The 25,680-nt window shown below is 69.0% G+C and carries 18 protein-coding genes and 3 pseudogenes; 12 read left to right on the forward strand and 9 right to left on the reverse strand.

Features of this window, described 5'->3' with window-relative positions; all coding sequences use genetic code 11:
• The first annotated feature begins 120 nt into the window (after window positions 1-120).
• Window positions 121-2,820: a DNA polymerase I gene (polA, locus tag O7615_RS22560; protein ID WP_278179788.1), complete on the forward strand. Its 2,700-nt coding sequence runs from the start codon at window positions 121-123 to the stop codon at window positions 2,818-2,820.
• A 20-nt stretch (window positions 2,821-2,840) separates the two neighbouring features.
• Here polA and O7615_RS22565 read toward each other — a convergent pair.
• From O7615_RS22565 to O7615_RS22580, 4 genes and pseudogenes are all read right to left on the reverse strand, one after another.
• A pseudogene (locus O7615_RS22565) lies at window positions 2,841-3,182 on the reverse strand (DUF3140 domain-containing protein); the annotation flags it as partial.
• Window positions 3,169-3,387: a DUF2945 domain-containing protein gene (locus O7615_RS22570; RefSeq protein WP_278179789.1), complete on the reverse strand. Its 219-nt coding sequence runs from the start codon at window positions 3,385-3,387 to the stop codon at window positions 3,169-3,171. The pseudogene O7615_RS22565 and the gene O7615_RS22570, both read right to left, overlap by 14 nt.
• A gap of 46 nt (window positions 3,388-3,433) precedes the next feature.
• Window positions 3,434-3,751: a Uma2 family endonuclease gene (locus O7615_RS22575; RefSeq protein ID WP_278179790.1), complete on the reverse strand. Its 318-nt coding sequence runs from the start codon at window positions 3,749-3,751 to the stop codon at window positions 3,434-3,436.
• A 289-nt stretch (window positions 3,752-4,040) separates the two neighbouring features.
• Window positions 4,041-4,133, reverse strand: a pseudogene (locus O7615_RS22580) (SAM-dependent methyltransferase); the annotation flags it as partial.
• Between the two features lie 73 nt (window positions 4,134-4,206).
• Between O7615_RS22580 and murF the strand changes: the two are divergent.
• Window positions 4,207-5,604 carry a UDP-N-acetylmuramoyl-tripeptide--D-alanyl-D-alanine ligase gene (murF, locus tag O7615_RS22585; protein WP_278179791.1) on the forward strand — a complete coding sequence of 466 codons (1,398 nt, stop codon included), beginning with the start codon at window positions 4,207-4,209 and terminating at the stop codon, window positions 5,602-5,604.
• A gap of 3 nt (window positions 5,605-5,607) precedes the next feature.
• Here murF and murC read toward each other — a convergent pair whose 3' ends face one another.
• Window positions 5,608-7,053: a UDP-N-acetylmuramate--L-alanine ligase gene (gene murC, locus O7615_RS22590; protein ID WP_278179792.1), complete on the reverse strand. Its 1,446-nt coding sequence runs from the start codon at window positions 7,051-7,053 to the stop codon at window positions 5,608-5,610.
• 914 nt (window positions 7,054-7,967) lie between these two features.
• On the opposite strand from murC, the gene O7615_RS22595 reads away from it, so the two are divergent.
• The 5 genes from O7615_RS22595 to O7615_RS22615 all read left to right on the forward strand — a co-directional run bounded on the left by O7615_RS22595 (window position 7,968) and on the right by O7615_RS22615 (window position 14,135).
• Entirely contained in the window at window positions 7,968-9,323 is a 1,356-nt protein-coding gene (locus tag O7615_RS22595) for a Tat pathway signal protein (RefSeq protein ID WP_278179793.1), read from the forward strand.
• A gap of 35 nt (window positions 9,324-9,358) precedes the next feature.
• The gene (locus tag O7615_RS22600; RefSeq protein ID WP_278179794.1) at window positions 9,359-9,844 is read left to right on the forward strand and encodes an SAM-dependent methyltransferase; all 486 of its coding nucleotides are present in this window, start codon (window positions 9,359-9,361) and stop codon (window positions 9,842-9,844) included.
• 61 nt (window positions 9,845-9,905) lie between these two features.
• On the forward strand, window positions 9,906-11,063 hold the full coding sequence (locus tag O7615_RS22605; protein ID WP_278179795.1) for a hypothetical protein: 1,158 nt from the start codon (window positions 9,906-9,908) through the stop codon (window positions 11,061-11,063).
• Window positions 11,064-11,484: 421 nt separating this feature from the next.
• Window positions 11,485-13,224, forward strand: a complete 1,740-nt coding sequence (locus tag O7615_RS22610; protein ID WP_278179796.1) for a hypothetical protein — start codon at window positions 11,485-11,487, stop codon at window positions 13,222-13,224.
• 86 nt (window positions 13,225-13,310) lie between these two features.
• Complete coding sequence (locus O7615_RS22615) at window positions 13,311-14,135, forward strand: class I SAM-dependent methyltransferase (protein ID WP_278179797.1); 825 nt, start codon at window positions 13,311-13,313, stop codon at window positions 14,133-14,135.
• Window positions 14,136-14,214: 79 nt separating this feature from the next.
• On the opposite strand, the pseudogene O7615_RS22620 reads toward O7615_RS22615, so the two are convergent.
• A pseudogene (locus O7615_RS22620) lies at window positions 14,215-14,736 on the reverse strand (class I SAM-dependent methyltransferase); the annotation flags it as partial.
• 326 nt (window positions 14,737-15,062) lie between these two features.
• Between O7615_RS22620 and rpsA the strand changes: the two are divergent.
• On the forward strand, window positions 15,063-16,550 hold the full coding sequence (rpsA, locus tag O7615_RS22625) for a 30S ribosomal protein S1 (RefSeq protein ID WP_278179798.1): 1,488 nt from the start codon (window positions 15,063-15,065) through the stop codon (window positions 16,548-16,550).
• A 229-nt stretch (window positions 16,551-16,779) separates the two neighbouring features.
• Window positions 16,780-17,961, forward strand: coding sequence for a dephospho-CoA kinase (gene coaE / locus O7615_RS22630; RefSeq protein ID WP_278179799.1), 1,182 nt, complete (start codon window positions 16,780-16,782; stop codon window positions 17,959-17,961).
• Window positions 17,962-17,983: 22 nt separating this feature from the next.
• Here coaE and O7615_RS22635 read toward each other — a convergent pair whose 3' ends face one another.
• On the reverse strand, window positions 17,984-19,507 hold the full coding sequence (locus O7615_RS22635) for a hypothetical protein (RefSeq protein ID WP_278179800.1): 1,524 nt from the start codon (window positions 19,505-19,507) through the stop codon (window positions 17,984-17,986).
• A gap of 547 nt (window positions 19,508-20,054) precedes the next feature.
• Here O7615_RS22635 and uvrB point away from each other — a divergent pair.
• Together uvrB and O7615_RS22645 are read left to right on the forward strand one after the other, a co-directional pair.
• On the forward strand, window positions 20,055-22,163 hold the full coding sequence (gene uvrB, locus O7615_RS22640; RefSeq protein WP_278179801.1) for an excinuclease ABC subunit UvrB: 2,109 nt from the start codon (window positions 20,055-20,057) through the stop codon (window positions 22,161-22,163).
• 120 nt (window positions 22,164-22,283) lie between these two features.
• Entirely contained in the window at window positions 22,284-23,138 is an 855-nt protein-coding gene (locus tag O7615_RS22645; RefSeq protein WP_278179802.1) for a helix-turn-helix transcriptional regulator, read from the forward strand.
• Window positions 23,139-23,316: 178 nt separating this feature from the next.
• On the opposite strand, the gene O7615_RS22650 is transcribed toward O7615_RS22645, so the two are convergent.
• Window positions 23,317-23,610 carry an antibiotic biosynthesis monooxygenase family protein gene (locus O7615_RS22650; RefSeq protein WP_278179803.1) on the reverse strand — a complete coding sequence of 98 codons (294 nt, stop codon included), beginning with the start codon at window positions 23,608-23,610 and terminating at the stop codon, window positions 23,317-23,319.
• A gap of 119 nt (window positions 23,611-23,729) precedes the next feature.
• On the opposite strand from O7615_RS22650, the gene O7615_RS22655 reads away from it, so the two are divergent.
• Window positions 23,730-24,728 (forward strand): TerC family protein, encoded by a 999-nt coding sequence (locus tag O7615_RS22655; protein WP_278179804.1) that lies wholly within the window; start codon window positions 23,730-23,732, stop codon window positions 24,726-24,728.
• Between the two features lie 20 nt (window positions 24,729-24,748).
• Here O7615_RS22655 and O7615_RS22660 read toward each other — a convergent pair whose 3' ends face one another.
• Entirely contained in the window at window positions 24,749-25,666 is a 918-nt protein-coding gene (locus O7615_RS22660) for an NlpC/P60 family protein (RefSeq protein ID WP_278179805.1), read from the reverse strand.
• Window positions 25,667-25,680 lie beyond the last annotated feature (14 nt).

Below are 25,680 nucleotides of genomic sequence, written 5' to 3' on the forward strand. Positions count from 1 at the left end.
CACGTCGTACCGTCGGCGGCCGTCCATCCCTCCGCGGGTGGGCGGCCGCCGGCGCTTTCGCCCGGCGCCGCCGGTGCCGCCGCGCCAGGCTTGTCGGCGGTACGGGCTAGAGTCGCAGCCGTGACAGCTACGACCCCGCGCCTGCTGCTCGTTGACGGACACTCCCTGGCATACCGGGCCTTCTTCGCCCTGCCGGTGGAAAACTTCTCCACCACGACCGGGCAGCCGACCAACGCGGTCTACGGCTTCACCTCGATGCTGATCAACGTGCTGCGCGACGAGCAGCCGACCCACATCATCGTCGCCTTCGACGTGTCCCGCCGCTCCTTCCGCACCGAGAAGTACGCGGAATACAAGGCCGGCCGCAGCGAGACCCCGACCGACTTCAAGGGGCAGGTCAGCCTCGTGAAGGAGGTCCTGGCGGCGCTGCGCGTCCCGGTGGTGGAGATGGCGGGCTACGAGGCCGACGACGTGATCGCCACCCTCGCCTGCCAGGCCCGTGACCAGGGCATGCCGGTGCTGATCTGCACCGGCGACCGGGACGCCTTCCAACTCGTCGACGAGCAGATCACCGTCCTCTACCCGCGCAAGGGCGTCTCCGACCTGGCCCGGATGGACCCGGCGGCGGTCGAGGCGAAGTACGGCGTCGTCCCCGGCCGTTACCGGGACCTGGCCGCGCTGGTCGGCGAGACCAGCGACAACCTGCCCGGAATCCCCGGCGTCGGTCCGAAGACCGCGGCCAAGTGGATCAACACGTACGGCGGTGTGGAGGGCGTCATCGCCCGCGCCGACGAGATCAAGGGCAAGGCCGGCGACAGCCTCCGCGAGCGGCTCGCCGACGTGATCCGTAACTACGAGATCAACTGTCTGGTCGCCGATCTGGAGCTGCCGTTGCGCCCCGAGGACGCCCGCTGGCCGGGGTGGGACCGCGAGGCGGTGCACCAGGTCTTCGACACCCTTCAGTTCCGCATCCTGCGCGACCGGTTGTACCAATACCTCGACGCGGTCGAGCCGGAGGCGGAGGCGGGCTTCGACCTGGCCGGTGAGGTGCTCGCCGCGTCGGGTGCGCTGGTCGGCTGGCTGGAGACGCACGTGCCGGCCGACACGCCGGTCGGCGTCGCGGTGAAGCTCGACACCGGCCCGAACCGGCGGCACACCGCCGGCGTCACCGGGATGGCGCTGGCCACCGCCGATGGCGCGGCGGTCTGGTTCGACCCGAGCGGGCTCGAGGCGGCCGACGAGGCGGCCCTCGCCGGCTGGCTGGCCGACGAGACCCGGCCCAAGGTGCTGCACGACAGCAAGCCTGCGGTGCTGGCCTTCGCCGCGCACGGCTGGTCGCTGGCCGGCATCGCCCGCGACACCCAGATCGCCGCCTACCTGGCCCGCCCCGACCAGCGTTCCTACGACCTGACCGACCTGGCCCTGCGTTACCTGCACCGCGAGCTGCGGGTCGACGCCCCGGAGACCGGCCAGTTGACGCTGGATGGCCTCGGCGGTGACGGCGCCGCCGAGCAGAACCTCATGCTCCACGCCCGGGCCACCCTCGACCTGGCCGACGCGATCGACGCGGAGCTGTCCCGCGACGGGGAGCAGTCGGCCCGGCTGATGGCCGGGGTGGAGCTGCCGCTGATGCGGGTGCTGGCGCAGATGGAACGCACCGGCATCGCGGCGGACACCGACTACCTCTCCGAGTTGGAGGCGCACTTCGCGGCCGAGGTGAAGGCCGCCGCGCAGGGCGCGTACGAGGCGGTGGGTCGGGAGTTCAACCTCGGCTCGCCCAAGCAGTTGCAGGAGATCCTCTTCGGTGAGCTGAACCTGCCCAAGACCAAGCGGATCAAGACGGGCTACACCACCGACGCCGACGCGTTGCAGTGGCTCTACGCGCAGAATCCGCACCCGGTGCTCGCCCACCTGCTGCGCCACCGGGACGTCGCCAAGCTCAAGTCGACGGTGGACGGGCTGCTCAAGTCGGTCTCCGACGACGGGCGCATCCACACCACCTTCAACCAGACGGTGGCCGCCACCGGCCGGCTCTCCTCCACCGAGCCCAACCTGCAGAACATCCCCATCCGCACTCAGGAGGGGCGGCGGATCCGCCGGGCCTTCGTGGTGGGGCAGGGATACGAATGCCTCCTCACCGCCGACTACAGCCAGATCGAGATGCGGATCATGGCGCACCTGTCGGCCGACGACGCGCTGATCCAGGCGTTCAACTCCGGCGCCGACTTCCACGCGGTGACCGCCTCGTCGGTCTTCACGGTGCCGCTCGCCGAGGTCACCCCGGACCAGCGCCGCAAGATCAAGGCGATGAACTACGGCCTGGCGTACGGGCTGAGCGCCTTCGGCCTGTCCCAGCAGCTCGGCATCACCGCCGAGGAGGCGCGTGGGCTGATGGAGGACTACTTCGCCGGGTTCGGCGGAGTCCGCGACTACCTGCACGAGGTGGTCGCCCGGGCCCGCCAGGACGGCTACACCTCCACCATCCTCGGCCGCCGGCGCTACCTGCCCGACCTGGTCAGCGACAACCGGCAGCGGCGGGAGATGGCCGAGCGGATGGCGCTCAACGCACCGATCCAGGGCTCCGCGGCGGACATCATCAAGGTCGCCATGCTGCACGTCGACAGCGCGCTGCGCGACGCCGGGCTGGGCTCCCGGATGCTGCTGCAGGTGCACGACGAGCTGGTCTTCGAGGTGGCGCCGGGGGAGCGGGCCGCGCTGGAGGAGCTGGTGCGCCGCGAGATGGGCGGGGCCTACCCGCTCTCCGTGCCCCTGGAGGTCTCCGTCGGCGACGGCCGCGACTGGAACAGCGCCGACCACTGACGCGATATCGGCCCGGCTCAGCCCTTGAGCGGGTCGTGGCCCCAGTTCATCAGCGACCAGCGCCAGCGGGTGTCGCGCACGTCGCCCGAGGGGCGTTGGGCCATGTGCCGGTGCACGTACCCGACGACCTTGCGCATGTGCCGGTAGTCGGCCTCGGTGAGCTGGTCGCGCTTGCGCCGCAACAGGTCGACGATCCGGCGGCCGGACGCGTGGCCGACCGACTCGCCGCCCTTGCCACCCTTGCGCCAGCCGACGTGCTTGGACTCCTCGGTCTCCAACCACGTGGACAGCTCGGCGGGCCTCATGTTCACCGCCTCGGTGAACTCCCGGTAGGTCTGCTGGTCGTCGTCACTCCGGCTCACGGCGCAGCACCTCCGGCCGGTGGGCGACGTCCCGGCCTGAGTGGTCGTTGCGGATGCGGTACTGCGGAGCCTCCGGCGACGCGTTCACGGTGTGTCCCCGTACCTGCTTGCGCTCGGTCAGCTTCTCCTGGACGACGCCGCGCCCACGACCGCTGTGGCTGGCCCAGGAGACGTGGTCACCTCGGTGGAACTCCTTCTCGGCCATGCCGCCGGGTTACCCGGACCCGCCGGCGGTAAACGACGTCGCCAGCCTAGGGAGTGACGTCGGCGATCGGCAGCTTGATCTCGAAGGGCTCGGTCAACTCGATCAGCTCCGCGCTGTCCGCGACGAGTTCGTACTGCCGCTCCCCGCCCGGCCCGATCCGGTCACCGAGGCGGTACGCGTACAGGTGCACCGGGTCCTGTTCGATGCGCCAGTAGAAGGGGATGCCGGCGGCGGCGTACTCACCCGGCTTGGCGAACCGGTCGACCCGGCGGGTGCCCGGCGAGACGACCTCGACGGCCAGGACGACGTCCGCCGGCCGTAGCCGGGACCGGTCGGACGGCAGCCCGGCGCGGCACAGCAGCACGTCCGGTTGTCGGCTGGTGTTGTGGCTGAGCCCGACGCCGACCGCCTGAGCGGCACGTAGGTGCGGGAGGGCGTCACCTGGATGACTCCGTCAACGAGTTCGACGCGGGGGGCGTCCTCCGGCAGGTTGAGCAGATCCTCCAGCGTGTAGTCGGCACGCTGCTGCCGCATCGGGTCCGGAGACCAGCGGCCAGGCGGTGTCGCGATCGGCCCGGCGCTCACCGGTTCAGCCTAACCTCGCCCGATGCCGTGGGCGTCGCACGCGCTGTCCGCGCCTTCGCTGTTTCCGGTCACCCGCCCGGCTTCTCGGCGACGAAGATGGCGGTGCCGGGGAAGAGCCGCCCGCGCAGCGGGCTCCACTGCCCCCAGATCCCCTCGTGCCCCTCGGCGAGTGATGCCGACCAATGGACCCGGCGCGACATGATCCCGGCACGGTAGGTTCATGCCGTGCTACCGATGACTCTGCAAGAGATCACGGCCGTTGCCGGCGGGAGCGTTCGGGACGCCGCCGGCCCGGTGACAGTGACAGCCCCGGTGGTGTTCGACAGTCGGCGCGTGGAGCCCGGCGGGATGTTCGTGGCGCTACCCGGTGAACGCGTCGACGGGCACGACTACGCCGCCCAGGCCATCGAAGCGGGCGCGGCGGCGGTGCTGGCGTCGCGGCAGGTCGGGGTACCGGCCGTCGTCGTCGAGGACGTGCCCACCGCGTACGGGCGGCTGGCCCGCGCAGTGGTGGACCGGCTTCCACGCACCACGGTGATCGGGGTGACCGGCTCGGTGGGTAAGACCTCGACCAAAGACATTCTCGCCCAGGTGCTCCCCATGTTCGGCCCGACCGTGGCTAACCGGGGTTCGAACAACAACGAGCTTGGGTTGCCGTACACGGTCACCCGCGCCACCGAGGACACCCGCTATCTGGTGTTGGAGATGGGAGCGCGGGGCATCGGGCATGTGGCTTATCTGACCGGTATCGCCCCGCCCACGGTCAGCGTCGTCACTCGGGTCGGGCACGCGCACTTGGGCGAGTTCGGGTCGGTGGAGAACATCGCCCAGGCCAAAGGTGAGATCGTGGAAGCGCTTCCCTCCGCAGGCAAGGGAGGATTGGCCGTGCTCAACGGCGACGATCCGTTGGTGGCCGCGATGGCGTCCCGCACGGCCGCCCGGGTGCTCCGTTACGGCATCGAGCAGCCGGCCGACGTGCGCGCCGAGGGCGTGAGCGTGGACGAGTTGGGCCGCGCCCGGTTCCAGCTGGTGCACGACGGCCCGGCGGCCGAGGTGCGGTTGCGGCTCTACGGGTTGCACCAGGCGTCCAACGCGCTCGCTGCCGCTACCGTGGCCCTTGGGCTGGGTCATCCGATCGAGGCGGTAGCCGAGGCGGTGTCGCACGCGGAGGCGGTGTCACCGGGACGGATGCAGGTCACGACCCGCTCAGATGGCGTGACGGTCATCAACGACGCGTACAACGCCGCGCCCGACGCGATGCGAGCAGCGTTGAGGGCGCTGTACGCGATGACCGGGGACGGCCGGCGGGCGGTAGCGGTGCTCGGTGAGATGGCCGAGTTGGGCGACCACGCTCCGCAGGTGCATCGCGAGATTGGACAGCAGGTGATCGAGATCGGGGCTGGATGGCTGGTGGCGATCGGCGGGGCCGACGCCGAGCAGTACGCAGCCGGGGCCGCCGGTAACGGCACCACCGTCGATCGAGCGGCGGACGTGACCGAGGCATGGGAACTGCTGCGCGACGGGCTACGGCCGGGCGATGTCGTGTTGGTGAAGGCCGCGAACGGCGCCGGACTCCTCGCACTGGCGGAGAAGCTGACCGAGGAGCCCGGCACCGTCACCGCCGAGACGTAGCCATCACGCGGACAGCGCGACCTCAGATCGGTTCCTCAGGGTGTCCAGGATCGCCGCGCCGTAACCGGTCACGTCTCCGGTTCCCATCGTCACCACCACGTCGCCGCGGCCGGCCATCCGCGCGATGACCCGGGCCGCATGGTCCGGGCCGAGCGGCAGGCAGTAGCTACCCTCGCGCAGCCGCGTCCGGATGACCGTGCCGTCCGCGACCGGCCGCCCCGCCGGCACAGTGCCGTGCACGTCGAGCAGCAAGACGTGATCGGCCTTGTCCGCCAAGAGCCCGCCGATGCGGTCTCCGAAGGCCAGGACTCGGGCGTGACCGGACGGCTGAAACACCACGAACACGCGTCCCCGCGCCAGCGTCCGCGCGGCGTCGAGGTCGGCGGCGATCTCGTTCGGGTGATCGGCGTAGGAGTCGATCACCATTACCCCGCCCCGGGTGTCGATGTGCTCGAACCGCCTACGCACCCCGCCGAAGGTGCACGCCGCCCCGGCTACGTCGCCGGGGTCCAAGCCCAGTACCGCCGCGCACGCCATGGCCGCCGCCGCGTTGTTCAGGTGATGCGCCGCCGGAGTCGGCAGGGTCAGCCGGACCTCCGTTCCGTTCGGCATCCGCACCGTCGCGGACGCACTCCAGCCCTCGGCGTGCACGTCCAACAGCCGCACGTCCGCCGTCCGATCCCGGCCGTACCGCAGTACCGTCAGGTCGGGACGCTCGTCGGCGATCACATCGGCGGTCACCGTCGCCCCAACGCAATCCGCGTTGACGATCAGGAAGCCGTACGGCGCGACCCGGCCGCCGAACTCGACGTAGGCCCGCAGGACCTCGGCGTGGCTGACGAAGTTCTCCGGGTGGTCGTCGGTCACATTCGTGACGACCGCGATCGACGGAGTGAGGAAGTGAAACGAGCGATCCGACTCGTCCGCCTCCGCCACCAGCAGCCGGGACGCGCCGAGGTGGGCGCCAGAGCCCGCCCCAGTCAGGTCGGCACCGATCAGGTACGTCGGGTCCTGCCCAAGGGTGCGCAGGATGTGAGCGAGCATGCCCGCCGTGGTGGACTTGCCGTGCGACCCGGACACCGCCACCAGCCGCCGCGCGGCGGCCAACTCGTCGAGGACCTGCGCCCGGTGCACCACCGGAATGCCCGCCACCCGGGCCGCACGCACCTCGGGCGCGTTCTGCGCGACGGTGGTGTAGACGACGCAGCTCGCACCCTCGATGTGCGCCGGGTCGTGCCCGACCTGCACTCGCACGCCGGCCGCACGCAGCGCCGCCAGCGTGGCCGAGTCACGTAGATCGCTGCCGCTGACCTCGTGACCCAACTCGGCCAGCAGCCGCGCCAGGCCGGACATCGCGCAACCGCCGATGCCCACGAAATACGGACGGGACAGGTCGATCGGACCGGTGTACGCCTCGATCGTCGGGTTACCAGTGATCGTGTCGGTCATGGTGCCGTGTCTCCTTCGGTAGAGCTGACAGGGTGATGCCACGAGCTGACGTGCTAGGGAGTCCACTCCTTCCGATCGATGCGATTCCTTGCGCGACCGAGTGGCCTCGGGTCACCAGCTCGGCCGCGCCAGCCCAATCGATCTGCGTCGGACGATCCGCCGGCACTGCCGCCGCAGCGCGCCTGGCATCCGATCCAGGGCTGCCCGACGACATCAGCACTCACGACGCCGCACCGACCGATGCCCGGGACGAGCCCGTGGCTGACCCGGCGCGTATTCCGCAGCGGCGCGCGCCGGAGGCCGGGCAGGCAACGTGCATGCATCGTCAGCGGCAACGGATCGCGGAGCAGCCAGGAGGCCCGGACCACCGACGCGGCGCGCGTTGACTAGCTCAGGGCGTGTCGCCCCAGGAATCCGCCGAGGCAGACGAAGCGAACTGCGAAACACTCGTACGGCGTGCTCCCGCTCCGCGCATGGTCCCAGCGTTCCGCAGCCGATACACCGGCCGTCCGCACTCGACACCGCATGCCGCTCCAACGCGACCTGTGCGGCGTCGAGCTGTTCGCCGCCGGAATAAGTCGCCACGCGATCGACCTCCACAGGGGGCAGGGCACGCCGCATGGAGGAACGCGTGCGCCTCCACACGGCGGCCCTGCCCATCACCCACCACCACGGCGCACACCGCTCGTAGAAGTGGGGAGCCGCCAACAGTTCTCCGTACGCGAGACCGGTGTGAGATAAGGCGATTCCTTCCGCCGCATCGGTCGCCGGCCCGGCTACCTGTAGCGAACCGCAAACCACGGGCGGTAGGTACGCTGTGACGCACGTCGAAGCGGTGAACGTGGTGAAAGATCAACTTTCGGACGGGGGTAACCGTGCCGCACATAGGAGCGAGCAACGCCAAGCTCGCAGCCGTGATAGCCGAGGCCGGCATGTCACACGCCGAGGTGGCACGGGCGTTCGTTCGCGTCGCGCAGGAAATGAACGCAAAGGAGTTCAGCGGAGTCGGCCGCTCCCACGTGTCGCACTGGGTCGCCGGCTCCAAGCCCTCCGGGCGAGCACCCGGCCTGCTGTGCGAGGCACTGTCACGAAAGCTTGGCCGGGTAGTCACGCTCGATGAGATCGGGTTACCAGCTCCGCTGCTGTCCTCCAGAGACATGCTCGGATGGCGGGTCGATACGCTGGCTGCGCTAACCGAACTCGGGAGAGTCGACGTGGACGCTGAACGCAGACGCGTACTCAGCACTGCCGCTTACTCGCTCGCCGCGCTGACTCTGCCCGGCGGACGCTGGTGGGAACAGATGGCCGAACGCGGCCAAGCACGCGGCGCAGCAGGCGGCAAGATGGTCGGCCGAGGCGACGTCGACGCCGTGCGCGACATGGCGTCGTTGTTCTCCCGAGTCGACCAACGCCGGGGCGGTGGCCACGCTCGCTTAGCGGTGGTGCAGTACCTCACCTCTGACGTGGCGAGCTTCCTATGCGGACGCTACGCCGACGACGCACTCAGGCGAGACATGTTTACGGCCGCCAGCGAACTTTCCTACCTCGCCGGCTGGATGGCTTTCGACAACGGTGAGCACAACGTTGCTCAGCACTATTTCAACGTGTCAGTAAAGTTGGCTGCCGAGGCCGAGAATCCGGCGATGGCAGGCCACGTACTGCGCGCAATGGCTCACCAGGCGATCGATCTGGGGCACCACAAACATTCTTTGAATCTCGCATCAGCGTCGATGGACACCCAGCGCTACAAGGCCGCAGCCCCACGAGAGCGGGCACTACTCGGCGTCGTCTACGCTCGCGCACTCGGGGTGAACGGGGAGACCCAACAGGCTGCTCGCGCGCTTCTGCAAGCTGAGGACGATCTTGCCGCCGCCTCAGATGGCGACGATGAGCCCGGGCGTGTGTTCTTCTTCGGGGAGGCTAGCCTGGCGCACGAGACAGCATGTGCGCTGCGCGACACCGGCGACCTGACCGGCGCAGCGAAGCAATTCCGCCGGAGCGTCAAGACCCGCAAAGCATCATCCTTTACCCGAACCCATGCCGTCACACTCGGCTACATGGGGGCAATTCAAGCCAGGCAAGGTGACATCGAGGAGGCGTGCGATACATGGTCGCGCTCCCTGGATGCGATGGACGGAGTACGGTCAGGCCGCACGCGTCAGGTCGCAGCGGAAATGCGCGCCCTCCTTTCTCCCTATAAACGCCGCAGCATTCGAGTAGTCCAAGACGTGGATATGCGGGCCAGGAATTACCTCTCATCTTTCGCGTAATACGAGACATCTGATCACAATAGTGGGAGGCCGGAGTGGCAGCCGAGAAGTTTACAGTGGAGCCCGTTGCGCATGTGGTGGGTGGGAGAAGCGAGCCGACCGACGATTACTGGGGCGGAAGTCAGGCAATTATCCGAATTGATGATGAGCGTTTCACGCCGGAAGCCACCAGAGGGCTGGAAGAGTTCTCCCATCTTGAGGTTGTCTTTCGGTTCCACCTCACTGATCCGACTGATCTCAACCTAGGCGCGCGTCGTCCCAGAGACAACCCACAGTGGCCAGAGGTGGGCATTTTCGGTCATCGAAACATGCGGCGCATCAACTGGTTGGGTGTATCTCGATGCCGCCTGGCCAAAGTTGACGGCCTTGATCTTTACGTCGAGGAATTAGACGCGGTGGACGGTACCCCCATTCTGGACATCAAGCCATGGTTCTCGGAGTTCGGCCCGAGAGGTGGAATTCGTCAAGCCGGATGGACTACGCAGATGTTAGGGCCATACTTCGCCAAGCGCGCCGAGTAGTAGGTAGACCGGGGTGGCTACGCTTAAGAATTCCAGAGGAAAGTTCTTCCACGTTCACAGGATGCCGCCAGATCTAAACTTCTGGCTGTACTTTTTTCGCCACGCCGGACGAGAGGCGGAGCTAGATCCAGCACTGGTGCGGCGCGCCCAGGGGTGGCAGCCCGAGCGCTCGAACTGCCCCCGCTTGACATTCCTCTTGGATGACCTTATTGACGCCGTTCCTGCTGAATGGCGCGCGTTAGCCGCAAATCTGTTCGCAGGTCGAGTGCTTCAGGGGGACGTGAATGCAGCCGCTTGGACCGAGCGCAAAGCGGGCATATTAGAGATCAACGTACAATACTCGTTCACATTGAGCGCTTACGCCGCAGCCTATGACGAATTCTTTCATCACCTAAAAGACTTTTCCCTTCATGTTATGCGGGACGCCATCAAGGCGGAGGAGTTGAGTGCTTCAATCAACAAGCGTTTCCAGGAGCCCTGGGATCAGTTAGAAAATGCGCGTGAGGCATGGCTAGATCGACGCCTTGTAGCCACCGGCAACCCCGTTCGGCTTCGCCTGACCATGGGGCGTGAGGACGTACAAGAGGACATGGTTGACGCAGCGGAGTCCTTCGTGATAGCCCACGAGCTCTCGCATCACCTCCTTGGCCATACAGTCAGCAGAAGAGACAAGCGACGGGCCAAACTAATCGTCGACCGGACAGTCGAGAGGCTCGGACTATTCCCAGCTATGGCCGCACTGAACAACTCTCAGCGCGAGGAGCTTCAGGCCGACCTGCTCGCGTACCTAATTGTCGCGCAGGCAATAGAACGGGATCCAACGTTCGCTGACCTATACCGAGCCGTCGCAGGCTCGTCGCTTGCGCTCATAACGTTAGCGCACGTCACTGGCGAGTGGGTGGAATCCGATTCTGCCAGTACGCACCCAGGCTTCGTGACTCGATTTGCTGTAATGCAAAGCCTAACGGAATCGTTTTCGGCAGCTTCTGTGCCGGGCAGAATCGGAGATCATCCGCTCGGTTTCCTAGCTCAACTCTCCACCTTCGCGGCTGTCGCTCTAAGTGCATGGATGAGTCGCCACTATCCGGGGGAGCGGCCGGCCACAATCGAACAGGCTCTGAGTCACCTTATCAAATTGATGGACAGGGTGTATGGCGGTACGCCTGCACTGCGAGCCGAGGGCTCATCGACTGTCGTTCTTCCACCAGTAACAGGGTAGCTTTCGGTGGCCGTAGACAAGATGCGGGAGGGTTGCTGCGCCCGCGACCATCGAGCCGCGCGGTCCAAGCTAAGGACTGCCGTTGTTGGTGAGCCCGTTGTGAGCCCGGATGCCTCAACATTGAAGATCACGGGCAGGCATCCGATGGCATCCATAGGGGCATCTACCTCGACAGATAGACACCCCTATGGATTGTCAGTAACCCCGAATCACGATCGGAATTCAACTTCTAATCCCAAGGCTTTGGCCTGATTCGACTCTGACTCGGTGCACGGCCTCAGAGGATGTCGGAGGCTGCTGAGAGAATCGGCCAGCAAGCTCAGTCCCGATCCGAGGGAGTTCAGATGGCTGCGTACAATTTCGAAGTCAGGATGCCGTGCGCTCACGCCCGGTGGGTCGAGTTCAATGGCATGGGTAAGCCGTGACCGCCGAGGAGCAGGTCGAACCGCTTGAGGTCCAACCCGAGACACCCGCGGCCGAGGGCGACACCGCAATAGGAGTGGTGCCATCCCCGCAACGAGACCTGATCTCCGGGAGGGTCTCAGATGCTTACGATAAGGTGCCGTCGATTGGCGACCGCTGGACCCGCTGGTACGACCTTCCCTACAAGTTGCTGTGGTTCCTCCAGACCAACTGGCGGCGCAAGATCATTCCCCAACCGGCACTCCGTGCTCTCCGCCGCTGGTCCATCGATCTCAGCCAGTTCAACAAACTTGAGCGAGACAGAGTCTGGGACCCGAGTGACCGGTTGCACGACTTCCAAGTGCCCGCTGATGAACACGTGAACATGCCGGGCATCTGGGTGGTGGAATTGTTCCCGCCGAGCGCTTTTGCCCGACTGGAGCGGGCGATCGATAGGAATGGCTGGGATGGGAACCGTTGGATGTCTGGTGCCCAAGAAACCAACGTCAACATGCTGCTAAAGTCTCGTGCTCGCATGGGATGGAACTGGTGGCGAATGGCTTCGATTCAGGACATCAATGGGACGTACATGATGCCTGACGGAGTGCGCGCCCAGTTGCCGCCTGAGTTCGGCTACATCGAGTTGAAGGCCATGCAGGTTGGATCCGGCCTAACTGCTGTTGTTGCTCACATCGAACTCTCCAAGTTGGGTGCCACACACCTCGATGAGGTGTGGCATCAGCCTCACGAGCCGATGTTAACCCGTCGAGACGGGCGGCTTCATGCACTTGATCGTATGTGGGCTGGATTCCACGTCACGCAGACGGCCCGAGAACGGCTGCACCAGTTGGCACGGAAGTGGATGAATGAGAGTTGCGATGGCGTCTTTGGTGAGTTCAACAGTCCTCAGACACTGATCGATATGCTTATTTTGGACCAGCACGACCCGACTGACGTTAGCGACGACCGCGACCGCGACAAGTTCGATGTGTTCCGAGCGCTCGGAATCACGGAGACGGACCTCTACTACTACACCTCCGCTGACATTCCCAAGATGCATTTGGTCCCGACTTCGCCGTCAATGGCGCGAGGCATTAGCACTGACCGCACGTGGGCACTTTGGGGCCAGCGTCAGGCTGTTGTGGACAGCGCCACCCACTTGACTGGCTACGGCGACGATCCGAACCGAGCTATAGCGCATCGCTATGGCGACGCGATCGAGAGCTTCTTGGTGACGCTGGCCGTATCTGACTTGCTCGAAACGGTCGAGGCTAGCTATGCGCTGATTCGAGATCGTGCTCGTGCGCAGCATGGCCGCTTTAAGGCCAAAGTCATCAACGACCTCCGCGAGCAACTGCTGACCCTCAGCATCGACGTAGCGACCGTTAAGCGCGACTTGGAAAGGTCCTGGAAATCCCGACCCCGGTTTGAGGAGGAGGCGGAGTTCACGATCGATTACTCGCCACGCATTCGAGCCAGCTCCGATCTAAAGGACAAGCCGGTTCACATGAATACCGAGCTGCGGAAGCGTCAGAAAGAGCGATTCGAGGAACTAACCGCTGCTGACCGTGATTACCGGGACATCCTCTCGACGGTGGCCTCGCTGGGTGCCTCAGTAAATGCCGCCAAGACCGGTCGCCGTGCGCTGTGGGTTGCCTTCGTGTCGCTGGTGGTTGCCTCCGTAACCGTCGTGGTGACCGACATTGGCGACAGGAGCCTGTTCAACGAGGTGATGGAGTTCCTGCGGAGCCTGCTTTGAAGCCGAACGCGGCGGCTCGAAAGACACGCCCTGGTTAATCTTGGCACCGGCCGCCATGCCGACTGCCATCGCGTAACGTTGCCAGGATGACCGAGCCTCCAGCCCCTTCCGAAGCCCGTGTCACCCGCCGCACTGTTACATACGCAGAAGGCAGGACGGCGAGCCGGCATTGGTGGGACGAGGACGCTGACAGCTACCAGGAAGAGCACGGCGCTTTCCTCGGAGACGTTGACCTCGTGTGGTGCCCCGAGGGCCTACGCGAAGCAGACGCCAGGCTGCTCGGCGACGTCAAGGGGACACGAGTCCTGGAGATTGGCTGCGGCGCGGCTGCGGGGTCACGCTGGCTACTCGGCCAAGGGGCCGACGTTACGGCACTGGACCTGTCCGCCGGCATGTTGCGGCACGCCAAGCTGGCCGCCGAACGCTCGGGCGTGCACGTCCCGCTCGTGCAAGCTGACGCTCTGGTGATGCCGTTCCGGGCAGGCACGTTCGACACCGTGCATACCGCGTTTGGCGCTGTCCCGTTTGTCGCAGACTCCGAAGCGCTCATGCGCGAAGTGTTCCGGGTGCTGCGCCCTGGTGGGACATGGATTTTTGCCGTTACTCACCCGATGCGCTGGATTTTTCTAGACGATCCCGGCGAGGCCGGCCTAAAGGCTGTCCACTCATACTTCGACCGCCGTCCATACGTTGAACAGGACTCGGCAGGAGTGCCCACCTACGTCGAGGCGCACCGCACCTTCGGCGATCGCGTCCGAGAACTTGCGGCCGCCGGCTTCCTTCTTTGTGACGTAGTCGAACCGGAGTGGCCGCCGGGACACGAGGAAGTCTGGGGCCAGTGGAGCCCACTTCGCGGTCGACTGTTCCCTGGTACTGCCATTTTCGTAGCCCGTCGTCCAGCCGCTGTGTGACCCCCTGGTGCGAAGAGCGACGGAACCTGTCGCGGGGGTAACGCAATCGTGATCAAGGATTCTTGAACGTGTAAGATCATATCCACTTGATCGGGTGGGTGACCGAGAAGACCCAGCGCGCGCCGGGGCGCAGCACCCGGTGCACCTGTCGCATCAGCGCCGCCGAGTCCTCGACGAAGGGCACCGCGCCGAACGCCGTGCAGGCGATGTCGAAGCTCTCGTCCGCGAAGGGCAACACCAGCGCGTCGGCCTGCACCAGCGGTACGCGTACCCCGCAGCGCTCGGCGGCCTCGGCGGCGTGCCGCAACATCCCGGCGGCCAGGTCCAGGGCGACCGGCCAGGCACCCTGGGTGGCCAGCCAGCGGGAGCAGGACGCGGCCCCGCAACCGACCTCCAGCACCCGCCGCCCGGTCACGTCGCCGAGCAGCCGGGCGTCGGCCTCGCGCAGCCCCTCCGGGCACCAGACGAAGTCCACGTCGCCCAGGAAGGCCCCGTGCTCGGCCTGGTACGCGTCGGCGTCGGCGTCCCACCAGCGGCGGTTGGCGCGGCGCGCCTCGGCGTCGCCGACCCGGCGCCGGGTCACCCGGTTGTCGTCGTCCACCGGCCCCACGCTAGGGGTTGGTGCCGGTCGGAGCAGCGGTGGGGCGGGTGTGCGTGGTGTCGTCTGGCCGAAATCTCCGCTTTCGCGGCTGGTGCGCCGATGAGGAGACGGGAGGGCTTGCACGCTGTGGTAATGCAGCGGGTAGGGTAGACGATGCGCTCGCGGATCGTGTGCCTCGGCAGGGAGCAGGTGCGCGGTCGACGGAGTCACATCAAGATCTCGTTCAGCGATTTCCGGGTGGGCCCGCCGGCGGATCCGTTGGCGCGCACAGGTCACTGCGACACCAGCCTGCTGTGACACACCATCCGACCGGAGCAACCGCCCACATGACGAGCAGCATCGAGGCCCCCTCGAGCGCCACCAAGGTCACCGTCGACGACCTCGGCTCTGAGGAGGCTTTCCTCGCCGCGATCGACGAGACCATCAAGTACTTCAACGACGGCGACATTGTCGAAGGCACCGTCGTCAAGGTCGATCGGGACGAGGTCCTGCTCGACATCGGCTACAAGACCGAGGGTGTCATCCCCTCTCGTGAGTTGTCGATCAAGCACGACGTGGACCCGGCAGAGGTCGTCTCGGTGGGTGACCACATCGAGGCCCTCGTCCTCCAGAAGGAGGACAAGGAGGGTCGGCTGATCCTCTCCAAGAAGCGGGCGCAGTACGAGCGGGCCTGGGGCACGATCGAGAAGATCAAGGACGAGGACGGCGTCGTCCGCGGTTCGGTCATCGAGGTGGTCAAGGGTGGCCTCATCCTCGACATCGGGCTGCGCGGCTTCCTGCCCGCCTCCCTGGTCGAGATGCGGCGGGTGCGCGACCTGCAGCCGTACGTCGGCCGCGAGCTCGAAGCCAAGATCATCGAGCTGGACAAGAACCGCAACAACGTGGTGCTGTCCCGCCGGGCCTGGCTGGAGCAGACGCAGTCCGAGGTGCGCACCGAGTTCCTCAACAAGCTCCAGAAGGGGCAGGTCCGCAAGGGCGTCGTCTCCTCGATCGTCAACTTCGGCGCCTTCGTCGACCTGGGCGGCGTGGACGGCCTGGTGCACGTCTCCGAGCTGTCCTGGAAGCACATCGACCACCCGTCCGAGGTCGTCGAGGTGGGCCAGGAGGTCGAGGTCGAGGTCCTGGACGTCGACCTGGACCGCGAGCGGGTCTCGCTGTCGCTGAAGGCGACCCAGGAGGACCCGTGGCGTCAGTTCGCCCGCACCCACGCGATCCAGCAGATCGTGCCGGGTAAGGTCACCAAGCTCGTGCCGTTCGGCGCCTTCGTCCGGGTGGACGACGGCATCGAGGGCCTGGTCCACATCTCCGAGCTGGCCGAGCGCCACGTGGAGATCCCCGAGCAGGTCGTCCAGGTCGGCTCCGAGGTCATGGTCAAGGTCATCGACATCGACCTGGAGCGTCGCCGGATCTCGCTGTCGCTCAAGCAGGCCAACGAGGGCTTCGTCGAGGGCGAGGAGCACTTCGACCCGACCCTCTACGGCATGGCCGCGACCTACGACACCGAGGGCAACTACATCTACCCGGAGGGCTTCGACCCGGAGACGGGCGAGTGGCTCGAGGGGTACGACAAGCAGCGGGAGACCTGGGAGAACCAGTACGCCGAGGCGCGGCAGCGCTGGGAGGCGCACCAGAAGCAGGTGCAGACCTCCCGGGCCGCCGAGGCCGAGGCTGCCGCCAACCCGCAGCCCGCCGCCACCGGCACCACCACCTCGACCAGCGCGGCGCCGACTCGGCAGGCCGAGGAGCCGGCCGGCACGCTGGCCACCGACGAGGCGCTCGCCGCGCTGCGGGAGAAGCTCGCCGGCGGCAAGTGACCCCGCGACGGACTCCGGTTCGGCGCGCCTGACGGCGTGCCGCGACGTGGAGCTGTTCGGCTGACGACGACGGGCCCCGCCCCGACCCGGACCACCGGGTCGCGGCGGGGCCCTCGCCGTTCCGCCCCCGCCTCGCCGTGAGGCCGCTCGATCCCTGATCGAGCGTGATCCTCACGCAGCGGGCGGGGCCCTGTTTGGCGGGGCCGCGGTGATCGGGTTGACTGGGGCCGTGCTGAGGGTGGGGTTGACCGGCGGGATCGGGTCGGGAAAGAGCGCCGTGGCGCGGCGGCTGGTCGAGCGGGGCGCGGTGCTTCTCGACGCCGACCGGATCGCCCGGGAGGTGGTCGCCCCCGGCACCGACGGGCTGGCCGAGGTCGTCGCCGCCTTCTCCGACCGGGTGCTCGACGCCGATGGCACGCTCGACCGGGCCGCCCTCGGTGAGATCGTCTTCGCCGACGAGGCGGCCCGGCGCCGGCTGGAGGCGATCGTGCACGCCCGGGTCCGAGTCCGTACCGCCGAACTGTTCGCCGCCGCGCCGCCGGACGCGGCGGTGGTCAACGACGTACCGCTGCTGGTCGAGGTGGGGCTGGCGCCCGCGTACCACCTGGTGGTCGTGGTGCACACGGAGGTCGCGACCCGGTTGGCGCGGCTGGCCCGCGACCGGGGGATGAGCCGGGCGGAGGCCGAGCGGCGGATCGCCGCCCAGGCCGATGATGCCCGCCGCGCGGAGGCGGCGGACGTGCTGCTGGCCAACGACGGCACCCTCGACCAGCTGCACGCGGCGGTGGACGCGCTCTGGCACGACCGGCTGGTGCCCTTCGAGGCCAACCTGCGACACCGGCGGGCGGTCCGGCTGGATCGGGTGACGCTGTCCGAGCCGGATCCGACCTGGCCGCGACAGTACGCCCGGCTGGCCGCCCGGATCCGGCACGCGCTCGCCCCCGTCGACCTGCGGATCGACCACATCGGCTCGACCGCGATGGCCGGGTTGGCCGCCAAGGACGTGATCGACATCCAGCTCAGTGTGCCGTCCCTCGCCGAGGCCGACGGGCCGTTGGCCGAGCGGCTCGCCGAGGCCGGCTTCCCCCGCCTGCCGGGGGACTGGTGGGACAGCCCGCGACCGCCCGGCAGCGGCCGGTGGGAGAAGCGGCTGCACGGCAGCGCCGACCCGGCCCGCCCGGTTCACCTGCACCTGCGGGTGACCGGCTCGCCCGGCTGGCGGTACGCCCTGCTGATGCGCGACCACCTGCGGGCAGACCCCGACCGCCGGGCCGCGTACCTGATGCTCAAGCGGGAGCTGGCGGCGTCGGCGCCGGACATCGGCACGTACGCCACGGCGAAGGATCCGTGGTTCGACGAGGAGCACCTGCGGGCGGAGGAGTGGGCCGCGCGCACCGGTTGGCGCCCCTGAGCCCGCCCGCATCGGGCGGGCGTCAGCGTGTGGTGGCCGGCGGGGTGAGCCGGGGTACCCGGCCCGGGTCGAGGTCGAGCTGCGCCCAGGCGCCCGCCCGGGTGCGCAACTCCAGTCGGCGCAGCAGCCCGGCCCGATCGACCCAGTAGCGCACCGGCCCCCGGGCGGTGGCGACCTGCACCACGTCGACCGTGGTGCCGGCGAGGCTGTCGCCGCGTACCCGTCGGGCGCTGCCCTGGGGCCCGGTCCGCTGCGCGGCCCGCAGCGCGGCGTCCACCAGCGGGTCCAGGGCCTCGACGCGGTGCGGGCCGGCCCGCCAACCGGTGGCCGGCGGCGGCAGCGGCGGGCGACCGGTCGCGCCGCCCGCCGGGTGGCCGTCGATCCGAGTGATCTTGCCACCGTGCTGGCGGACCAGGGTCTGCCGGCCGGCCGCGTCGAGGTCGGCGACGCCGAGGTACGCGGTACCCGACGTCCAGTTCAGCCAGCCGCTGCCGCGCAGGTTGGTGGCGGCCGAGACGGGACCGGTCACCGTGACGGTGGCCCCGCCAGCGGCCCGCAACCGGGCCGGCAGCCGGCGCCAGCGGTCCCGTTCGGCGGCGGTCAGGGCGCGGGGCAGTCCGGGCCGGCCGCCCAGCGCCTCGACCGGCCGCAGGGTGGGCCGGTCGGCCCGGTTCAGCGCCACGGTCACCGGCCCGACCCCGGGCAGGCTGGCCTGCATCCGGTGCAGCCGGCCCGCCGGGTCGAGCCAGTAGCGGGCCGGGTCCGCGCCGGTCGTTGCGGCGGTGGCGGCGGGGTCGCGGCTGGCCGGCGGGGCGGTGCCCGGCGGTGAGGCCGCCAGGATGTCGACCGTCTCACCGTTGACCTGCTCGCGGCCCACCCAGCGGCCGGCCCATCCGTCCACCGGCTCGGACCGGTCGGTGGCGAGCGCGAAGATCAGGCCAAGCAGCTGATCCAGGCCCCGGTCGGCGGGCAGCCGCCAGCCGTCGGTCGGCGGCACCAGCGGCGGCATGGCGGGCGTCGGCACCGCCGCCGGGTCCGGCCGTACCACCAGCACGGTGGGGGTGGCCTGGGCGAGACCTCGCAGCGGGCCCGCGCCGCGCCCACCGACGTCCACGTAGACCAGCCGGCGGGCCCAGTCGACCCAGCCGAGGAGGTCGATGCGGGCCGCGCCCTCGCCGACGGTCACGTGCAGTCCGGCCCGCAGGTCGCGATAGTTGGTGACCCGCATGGCGGCCAGCCGTTCCCGCTCGGCCGCCGTCATCTCCCGTGGCGCGGGCCCGGGGGGCGCCCAGTTGACCAGCGTCGCCACCAGCATCACCGCGGAGACCGCGGCGGTCAGGGCGAGCCCGGTGAGGATGAGCCGCCGGCGGCGGGCGGCACCGCGCCGCTCCCCGTCGGCCTCCGTGGCGGCCCCGGCGAGGTCCTCGTCTGCCGCGGGGTCGCTGGTGGCCAGGTCGAGCAGGCCGCCGGGGACCACGGCCCGGCGGATGCCCGGCCGGGATCCCGGCCGCGGCGGTGCCGACTCGGCCGCGGCCAGGCCGAGCACGTCGGGCGGTACGATGCCGGCCCGGTGACGCCGGGGGACCGCGCGGTGTCGGCGGGTGTTCCGCCCGGCCGGGCCGGGCGGCCTGCTGCGGGCAGCGTCGGCCGCGTCGCTCCGGGGCCCCGGCGAGCCCGTCGGGTTTGCGGCAGCGCTGGCCGGGCGGCCCGATCGGGCGGTGTCACGGGCGCTGGGGGCCGGGTCGCCCGGAGCCGAAGGGTCCGTGCCGGATGCCGGTCGTGAGGTGTCCTCCACGGAGGATGAACGGGCGGGACCGCGCTGGGGTGACGAATAGCGGCGCTCGCGGCGGCCGGTCTGCGCTTCCAGCGCGACCACGTCGGGTGCGCACGCCAGGCATGCCGGGTGCTGCGACCCTCGGTGCCGGGGGCGGCGTGGCCTGTGCGGCCCGCCACCGGCCCGGTCGGCCGCCGCGAGCGGCCTACGGAAAAAGCGTAGCCCGGTGAGAAGAACCACACAATGCGAATATCGAAGCCGATCGCATGCCGCACGTAGTCGCCGCGGAGTGTCGGAGGCCCGGCGTACGGTGGGTCTCATGGCGCTCGACATACCCCGGCTCGACGGTCGTTTCCAGGTCGTCAGCGACTTCCAGCCGGCCGGCGACCAGCCGGCGGCGATCGACGACCTGGAGCGGCGGGTCCGTCGTGGTGATCGGCACACGGTGCTGCTCGGTGCCACCGGCACGGGCAAGAGCGCCACCACCGCCTGGCTCGTCGAGCGCCTCCAGCGCCCCACGCTGGTGCTGGCGCCGAACAAGACGCTCTGCGCGCAGCTGGCGAAGGAGTTCAGCGAGCTGCTGCCGGACAACGCGGTGGAATACTTCGTCTCCTACTACGACTACTACCAGCCCGAGGCATACATCCCGCAGACCGACACCTACATCGAGAAGGATTCCTCGATCAACGAGGAGGTCGAGCGGCTGCGGCACTCGGCGACCATGTCGCTGCTCACCCGCCGGGACGTGGTGGTCGTCGCGACCGTCTCGGCGATCTACGGCCTGGGCACCCCGGAGGAATACCTCGACCGCGCGGTGCGGGTCGCCGTCGGCCAGGAGCTGGACCGCGACCAGCTGCTGCGCCGGCTGGTCGACATCCAGTACACCCGCAACGACATGGCCTTCCAGCGCGGCACCTTCCGGGTCCGCGGCGACACGCTGGAGATCATCCCGGCGTACGAAGAGCTCGCCGTGCGCATCGAGCTCTTCGGCGACGAGGTGGAGAAGCTCTACTACCTCAACCCGTTGACCGGGGACGTGGTGCGCGAGGTGGATCACCTGCTGATCTTCCCCGCGACGCACTACGCCGCCGGGCCGGAGCGGATGGAGCGGGCCGTCCGCGACATCGAGACCGAGCTGGGCGAGCGGCTGGCCGAGCTGGAACGGCAGGGCAAGCTGCTGGAGGCGCAGCGGCTGCGGATGCGCACCACGTACGACATCGAGATGATGCGGCAGGTCGGCTTCTGCTCCGGCATCGAGAACTACTCGATGCACATCGACGGCCGGCTCCCCGGCAGCCCGCCGCACTGCCTGCTCGACTACTTCCCCGACGACTTCCTCACCGTGGTCGACGAGTCGCACGTGACCATCCCGCAGATCGGCGGCATGTACGAGGGCGACGCCTCCCGCAAGCGGATGCTGATCGACCACGGGTTCCGGCTGCCCAGCGCCGCCGACAACCGGCCGCTGCGGTTCGACGAGTTCCTTGAGCGGGTCGGCCAGATGGTCTTCCTGTCGGCGACGCCCGGCTCGTGGGAGATGGAGCACGCCCAGGGCGAGTTCGTGGAGCAGGTGATCCGCCCGACCGGCCTGGTCGACCCGGAGGTGGTGGTCAAGCCCACCAAGGGCCAGATCGACGACCTGATGCACGAGATCAAGCTGCGCACCGAGCGCGACGAGCGCGTGCTGGTCACCACGCTGACCAAGAAGATGGCCGAGGATCTGTCCGACTACCTCCTGGAGAACGGCATCCGGGTGCGCTATCTGCACTCCGAGGTCGACACGCTGCGCCGGGTGGAGCTGCTCCGCGAGCTGCGCCGGGGCGACTACGACGTGCTGGTCGGCATCAACCTGCTGCGGGAGGGGCTCGACCTGCCCGAGGTGTCGCTGGTGGCGATCCTGGACGCGGACAAGGAGGGCTTCCTGCGCAGCGGCCGGTCGCTGATCCAGACCATCGGCCGGGCGGCCCGTAACGTCTCCGGTCAGGTGCACATGTACGCCGACAAGATCACGCCATCGATGGCGGACGCGATCGAGGAGACGAACCGGCGGCGGGCCAAGCAGATCGCGCACAACGAGGCGCACGGCGTCAGTCCCGAGCCGCTGCGCAAGAAGATCCACGACATCCTCGACGACATCTACCGCGAGGCGGAGGACACCGAGGCGACGCGGGTCGGCGGTGCGGTGCGGCAGTTGTCCCGGGGCAAGGCGCCGGTGAAGGAGACGCGCAGTCGGGTCCGCGCCGGTTCCGGCACGCCGGCGCGGGAGGGGATGGCGCGCGCCGAGTTGGCGCAGCTCATCCAGGAGCTCAACGATCAGATGCTGGCGGCCGCGCGGGAACTGCAGTTCGAGCTGGCCGCCCGGATCCGTGACGAGGTCGCCGAGCTGAAGAAGGAGCTACGGGGGATGGACGCGGCCGGCGTGGCGTGAGGCGGGGCGGCCGGAATCATCCGCCGGCGGCCACGTGCGACCGCAGGGAATAGCGGAATGCGAGCATCCTATTGCGCTAAGTGATCGCCCTGCGTACTCTCCCTCGGTGGGGAGGCAGGGATGCCGTTGCCAACGAGTCCGGTCATTCGACGTGCGCGACTGGGCGCCGAGTTGCGTCAGCTCCGCCGGCGGGAGGCGCTAACGCTGGAACAGGTGTGTGAGCGGCTCGGGTGGGCCTCCACCTCCAAGCTGTCCCGCATCGAGCTGGGGCAGAGCCGTCCGGATCTGGCCGACGTGCTCGACCTGCTCGACGTCTACGAGGTGTCGGCGCTGCAGCGCGACGCGCTGATCGTCATCGCCCGGGACGCCGCGACCAGCCGGGGCTGGTGGAAGTCGCTGGGGGAGATGGGCGAGCGGCAGCGCACGTACGCCGAACTCGAAGCCGGCGCGGCGGGCATCGTGGAGTACCAGCCGGCGATCGTGCCCGGCCTGCTGCAGACCTCGGCGTACGCCCGGCTGCGCATCGTCGCCGGCCAGCTGATCGACCCGACGGTGGACGTGGAGGCCGACCTGCGGGCCCGGGCCGCCCGGCACGCGGTGCTGCGCCGCGTCGAGCCGCCCCGCTACACGGCACTGATCACCGAGTTGGCCTGCGAGCGGGCCGGCGACCCGGTGGAGGTCTGGCGCGAGCAGCTGCGGCACCTGCTCGACCTGGCGGCCCTGCCGCACGTGACGATCCGGCTGCTGCCGGTCGCGGCGGCCCGGGTCCCGTTGCCGCTCACCCCGTTCTCCTGCTACTCCTTTCCCGACCCGGCGGACCCGCGCACGGTGATGCTGGAGGCGCTGACCACGGATGTGCGGCTGACCACCGCCACCGATGTCGACCGGTACGAGCAGATGACCGGTTGCCTGCTGGAGGCGGCACTGCCGGAGGAGGAGACGGTGTGGGCGCTGACCCGTCGGCTCGACGGGTGAGCGCCCACGCGCCGACACCGGGCCCGGCGCCCCCGTTACCGTCGGGACCGGTGCCGACGCGAGGCGCAGGATAGGTCGATGGTGTGACAGTTTCTCCGGTCGGTGCGTCGGGCCGCGACGCCCGTCGAGCGGCGCCGGGCCGCGACGCCCGTCGAGCGGCGCCGGGCCGCGACGCCCGTCAGGCGGGGACGTCGACGAAGTGCTCGACCCGTGGCGGGGCGGCGAAGTGCGGGCCGATCAGCTCACGCCACCCGACGAAGCGTTCCGTGGCCCGGAAGTTCTGCTCGTGTGCCTCGACCGAGTCCCATTCGACCAGCAGGACGAAGCGGGAGGGGGACTCGATGCCCCGGGTCATGCGCACCGACCGGCAGCCGGGGGCACCGGCGAGCAGCTCGTGTCCCTGGGCGTACGCGGCGGCGAAGGCATCCTCGCTGCCGGGAGTCACATCGATGAGCGCGACCTCAAGCACCATGCCGGCAGCCTGCCACATCGGTCGCGCGGCTCGGCGGCGGCCCCACCGCACGTCACCATGCGCGCGCGCAAGGGCGTACGGTGTGCCGGTTGCTGGGTGGCTGCCGGAGGATTGAGACTGTGAACGTGTCCGGACTGGTGTGGGCGGGTACCCTCGTCGCCCTGACCGCGGTCCTCGTGGTGGACCTGCTCATCATCGGCCGCCGGCCGCATGAGCCGAGCGTGCGGGAGTCGAGTCTCTGGGTCGCGTTCTACGTCGGGTTGGCGCTGCTCTTCGGCGGCGGGCTCGGGCTCACCGCGGGTGCGAGCGTGGCGGGGCAGTTCTACACCGGCTGGCTGACCGAGTACAGCCTCTCCGTGGACAACCTCTTCGTCTTCGTGATCATCATGGCCCGGTTCGGGGTGCCGCGGCAGTACCAGCAGAAGGTGCTGCTCATCGGCATCGTCCTCGCGCTCGTCATGCGGGGCGGGTTCATCGCCGCAGGCGCGGCGTTGATCTCGCAGTTCACCTGGGTCTTCTACCTCTTCGGCGCCTTCCTGATCTACACCGCGATCAACCTGGCCCGGCACGGTGAGTCGACCGAGGAGGAGTTCACCGAGAACGTCCTCGTCCGCTGGAGCCGGCGGGCGCTGCCGATCTCCCGGAGCTACGACGGTGCCCGGCTGACCGTGCGGGAGAACGGCCGGCGGATGTTCACCCCGATGCTCATCGTCATGATCGCCATCGGCACGACAGACCTGATCTTCGCTCTCGACTCGATTCCGGCGATCTTCGGCATCACCCACGAGCCGTACCTCGTCTTCACCGCCAACGTGTTCGCGCTGATGGGACTGCGACAGCTCTACTTCCTGCTCGGTGGGCTGCTGAACCGGTTGATCTATCTGAGTTACGGGCTCGCGGTGGTGCTCGGGTTCATCGGGGTGAAACTGATCCTGGAGGCGCTGGCGGAGAACAGCCTGCCGTTCGTCAACCACGGCGAGCACGTCGGCTGGGCGCCGCACATCCCGATCTGGCTGTCGCTGCTGGTCATCCTGGGCACCCTGGCGGTGGCCACGGTGGCGAGCCTGATCAGGTCGTCCCGGGACCGGCGGCGCGAGCTGACCGAATCCCGCCGCTGAGACGGCTCGCGCCGGCCGGCTCAGATGCGGTGGGCGCCGACCAGGGTGGCGGTGCGCTCGGTGGTCAGCGGCTCCTCCAGCACCCGCCGACGCCGGTAGCAGGCGTGCAGCATGCGCCGTTCGGTGGGATCCGGCGCGGCGGCGGTGACGATGCCGATGTGGTGGATCCGGCTGCCCGGCCGGGCGAAGCTGTACAGGTCGCCGGCGCGCTCCGAGCCCAGCGGCACCCGGTGGGCGGCGCTGGCCTGGTCGCTGGCGTCCCGGGGGACCGGCACGCCGAGCCGCCGCCACACCAGGTGCACCAGCCCCGAGCAGTCGATCCCGTACGCGGACAACCCACCCCACAGATAGCCGACGCCGACCAGGCGGGTCGCCACGGTCAGCACCTGCTCCGGGGTGGGTGCGGCGGTCGGCACGGACACCACGTGCGCCGCCGGCAGCCACAGTGGCCTGGTGTGTCCGGGAGCGTGGACCGGGTGCCATCCGTCGACCGGGTGGCCGGCCGGGGTCAGCCGGGTGCCGAGGACGACCCCGGGCAGGGCGACCGGGCCGTCGGCCTCGGCGTGCAGGGCGGTGACGGTGGCGTCGACGACCACCCGTGGCGTGGCGTCGGTGTCGACACCGGCCGGGGTCAGCTGGGACGTGGGCAGCCAGCCCGGGTAGCCGCGCGGGTCGAGGGCCGACGGTTGCTCGACCGCCACCACGTGCGCCCAGCCGTCGGGGCGGACCTCGGTGACCAGCACCCGCTCGCCGAGCAGCAGCTGGCTCAGTACGCCGTCACCGACCTGCTGGTCGGCGTCCATGCCGGCGACCCACGCCCCGACGTCGGCGGGTGAGCCGAGCGCCGGGGCGTCCACCGGTCGGACCGCGTCGGGGGATCTCCACAGGGCGGCGATGGCGACCCCGACCACCGCTTCCGCACCCTGCCGCACATCCACCCCCGGTCGGTCGC

The sequence above is a fragment of the Micromonospora sp. WMMD1082 genome (assembly GCF_029626175.1).
Classification (GTDB): Bacteria; Actinomycetota; Actinomycetes; order Mycobacteriales; family Micromonosporaceae; genus Micromonospora.

Excerpts from the sequence above, each read along its gene's own strand:
- murC (WP_278179792.1), bottom strand. The coding sequence starts at position 7,053 with ATGACCGACACGATCACTGGTAACCCGACGATCGAGGCGTACACCGGT.
- O7615_RS22645 (WP_278179802.1), top strand. The coding sequence starts at position 22,284 with ATGCCGTTGCCAACGAGTCCGGTCATTCGACGTGCGCGACTGGGCGCC.
- O7615_RS22605 (WP_278179795.1), top strand. The coding sequence starts at position 9,906 with ATGCCGCCAGATCTAAACTTCTGGCTGTACTTTTTTCGCCACGCCGGA.
- O7615_RS22615 (WP_278179797.1), top strand. The coding sequence starts at position 13,311 with ATGACCGAGCCTCCAGCCCCTTCCGAAGCCCGTGTCACCCGCCGCACT.
- O7615_RS22570 (WP_278179789.1), bottom strand. The coding sequence starts at position 3,387 with ATGGCCGAGAAGGAGTTCCACCGAGGTGACCACGTCTCCTGGGCCAGC.
- O7615_RS22650 (WP_278179803.1), bottom strand. The coding sequence starts at position 23,610 with ATGGTGCTTGAGGTCGCGCTCATCGATGTGACTCCCGGCAGCGAGGAT.
- rpsA (WP_278179798.1), top strand. The coding sequence starts at position 15,063 with ATGACGAGCAGCATCGAGGCCCCCTCGAGCGCCACCAAGGTCACCGTC.
- uvrB (WP_278179801.1), top strand. The coding sequence starts at position 20,055 with ATGGCGCTCGACATACCCCGGCTCGACGGTCGTTTCCAGGTCGTCAGC.
- murF (WP_278179791.1), top strand. The coding sequence starts at position 4,207 with ATGACTCTGCAAGAGATCACGGCCGTTGCCGGCGGGAGCGTTCGGGAC.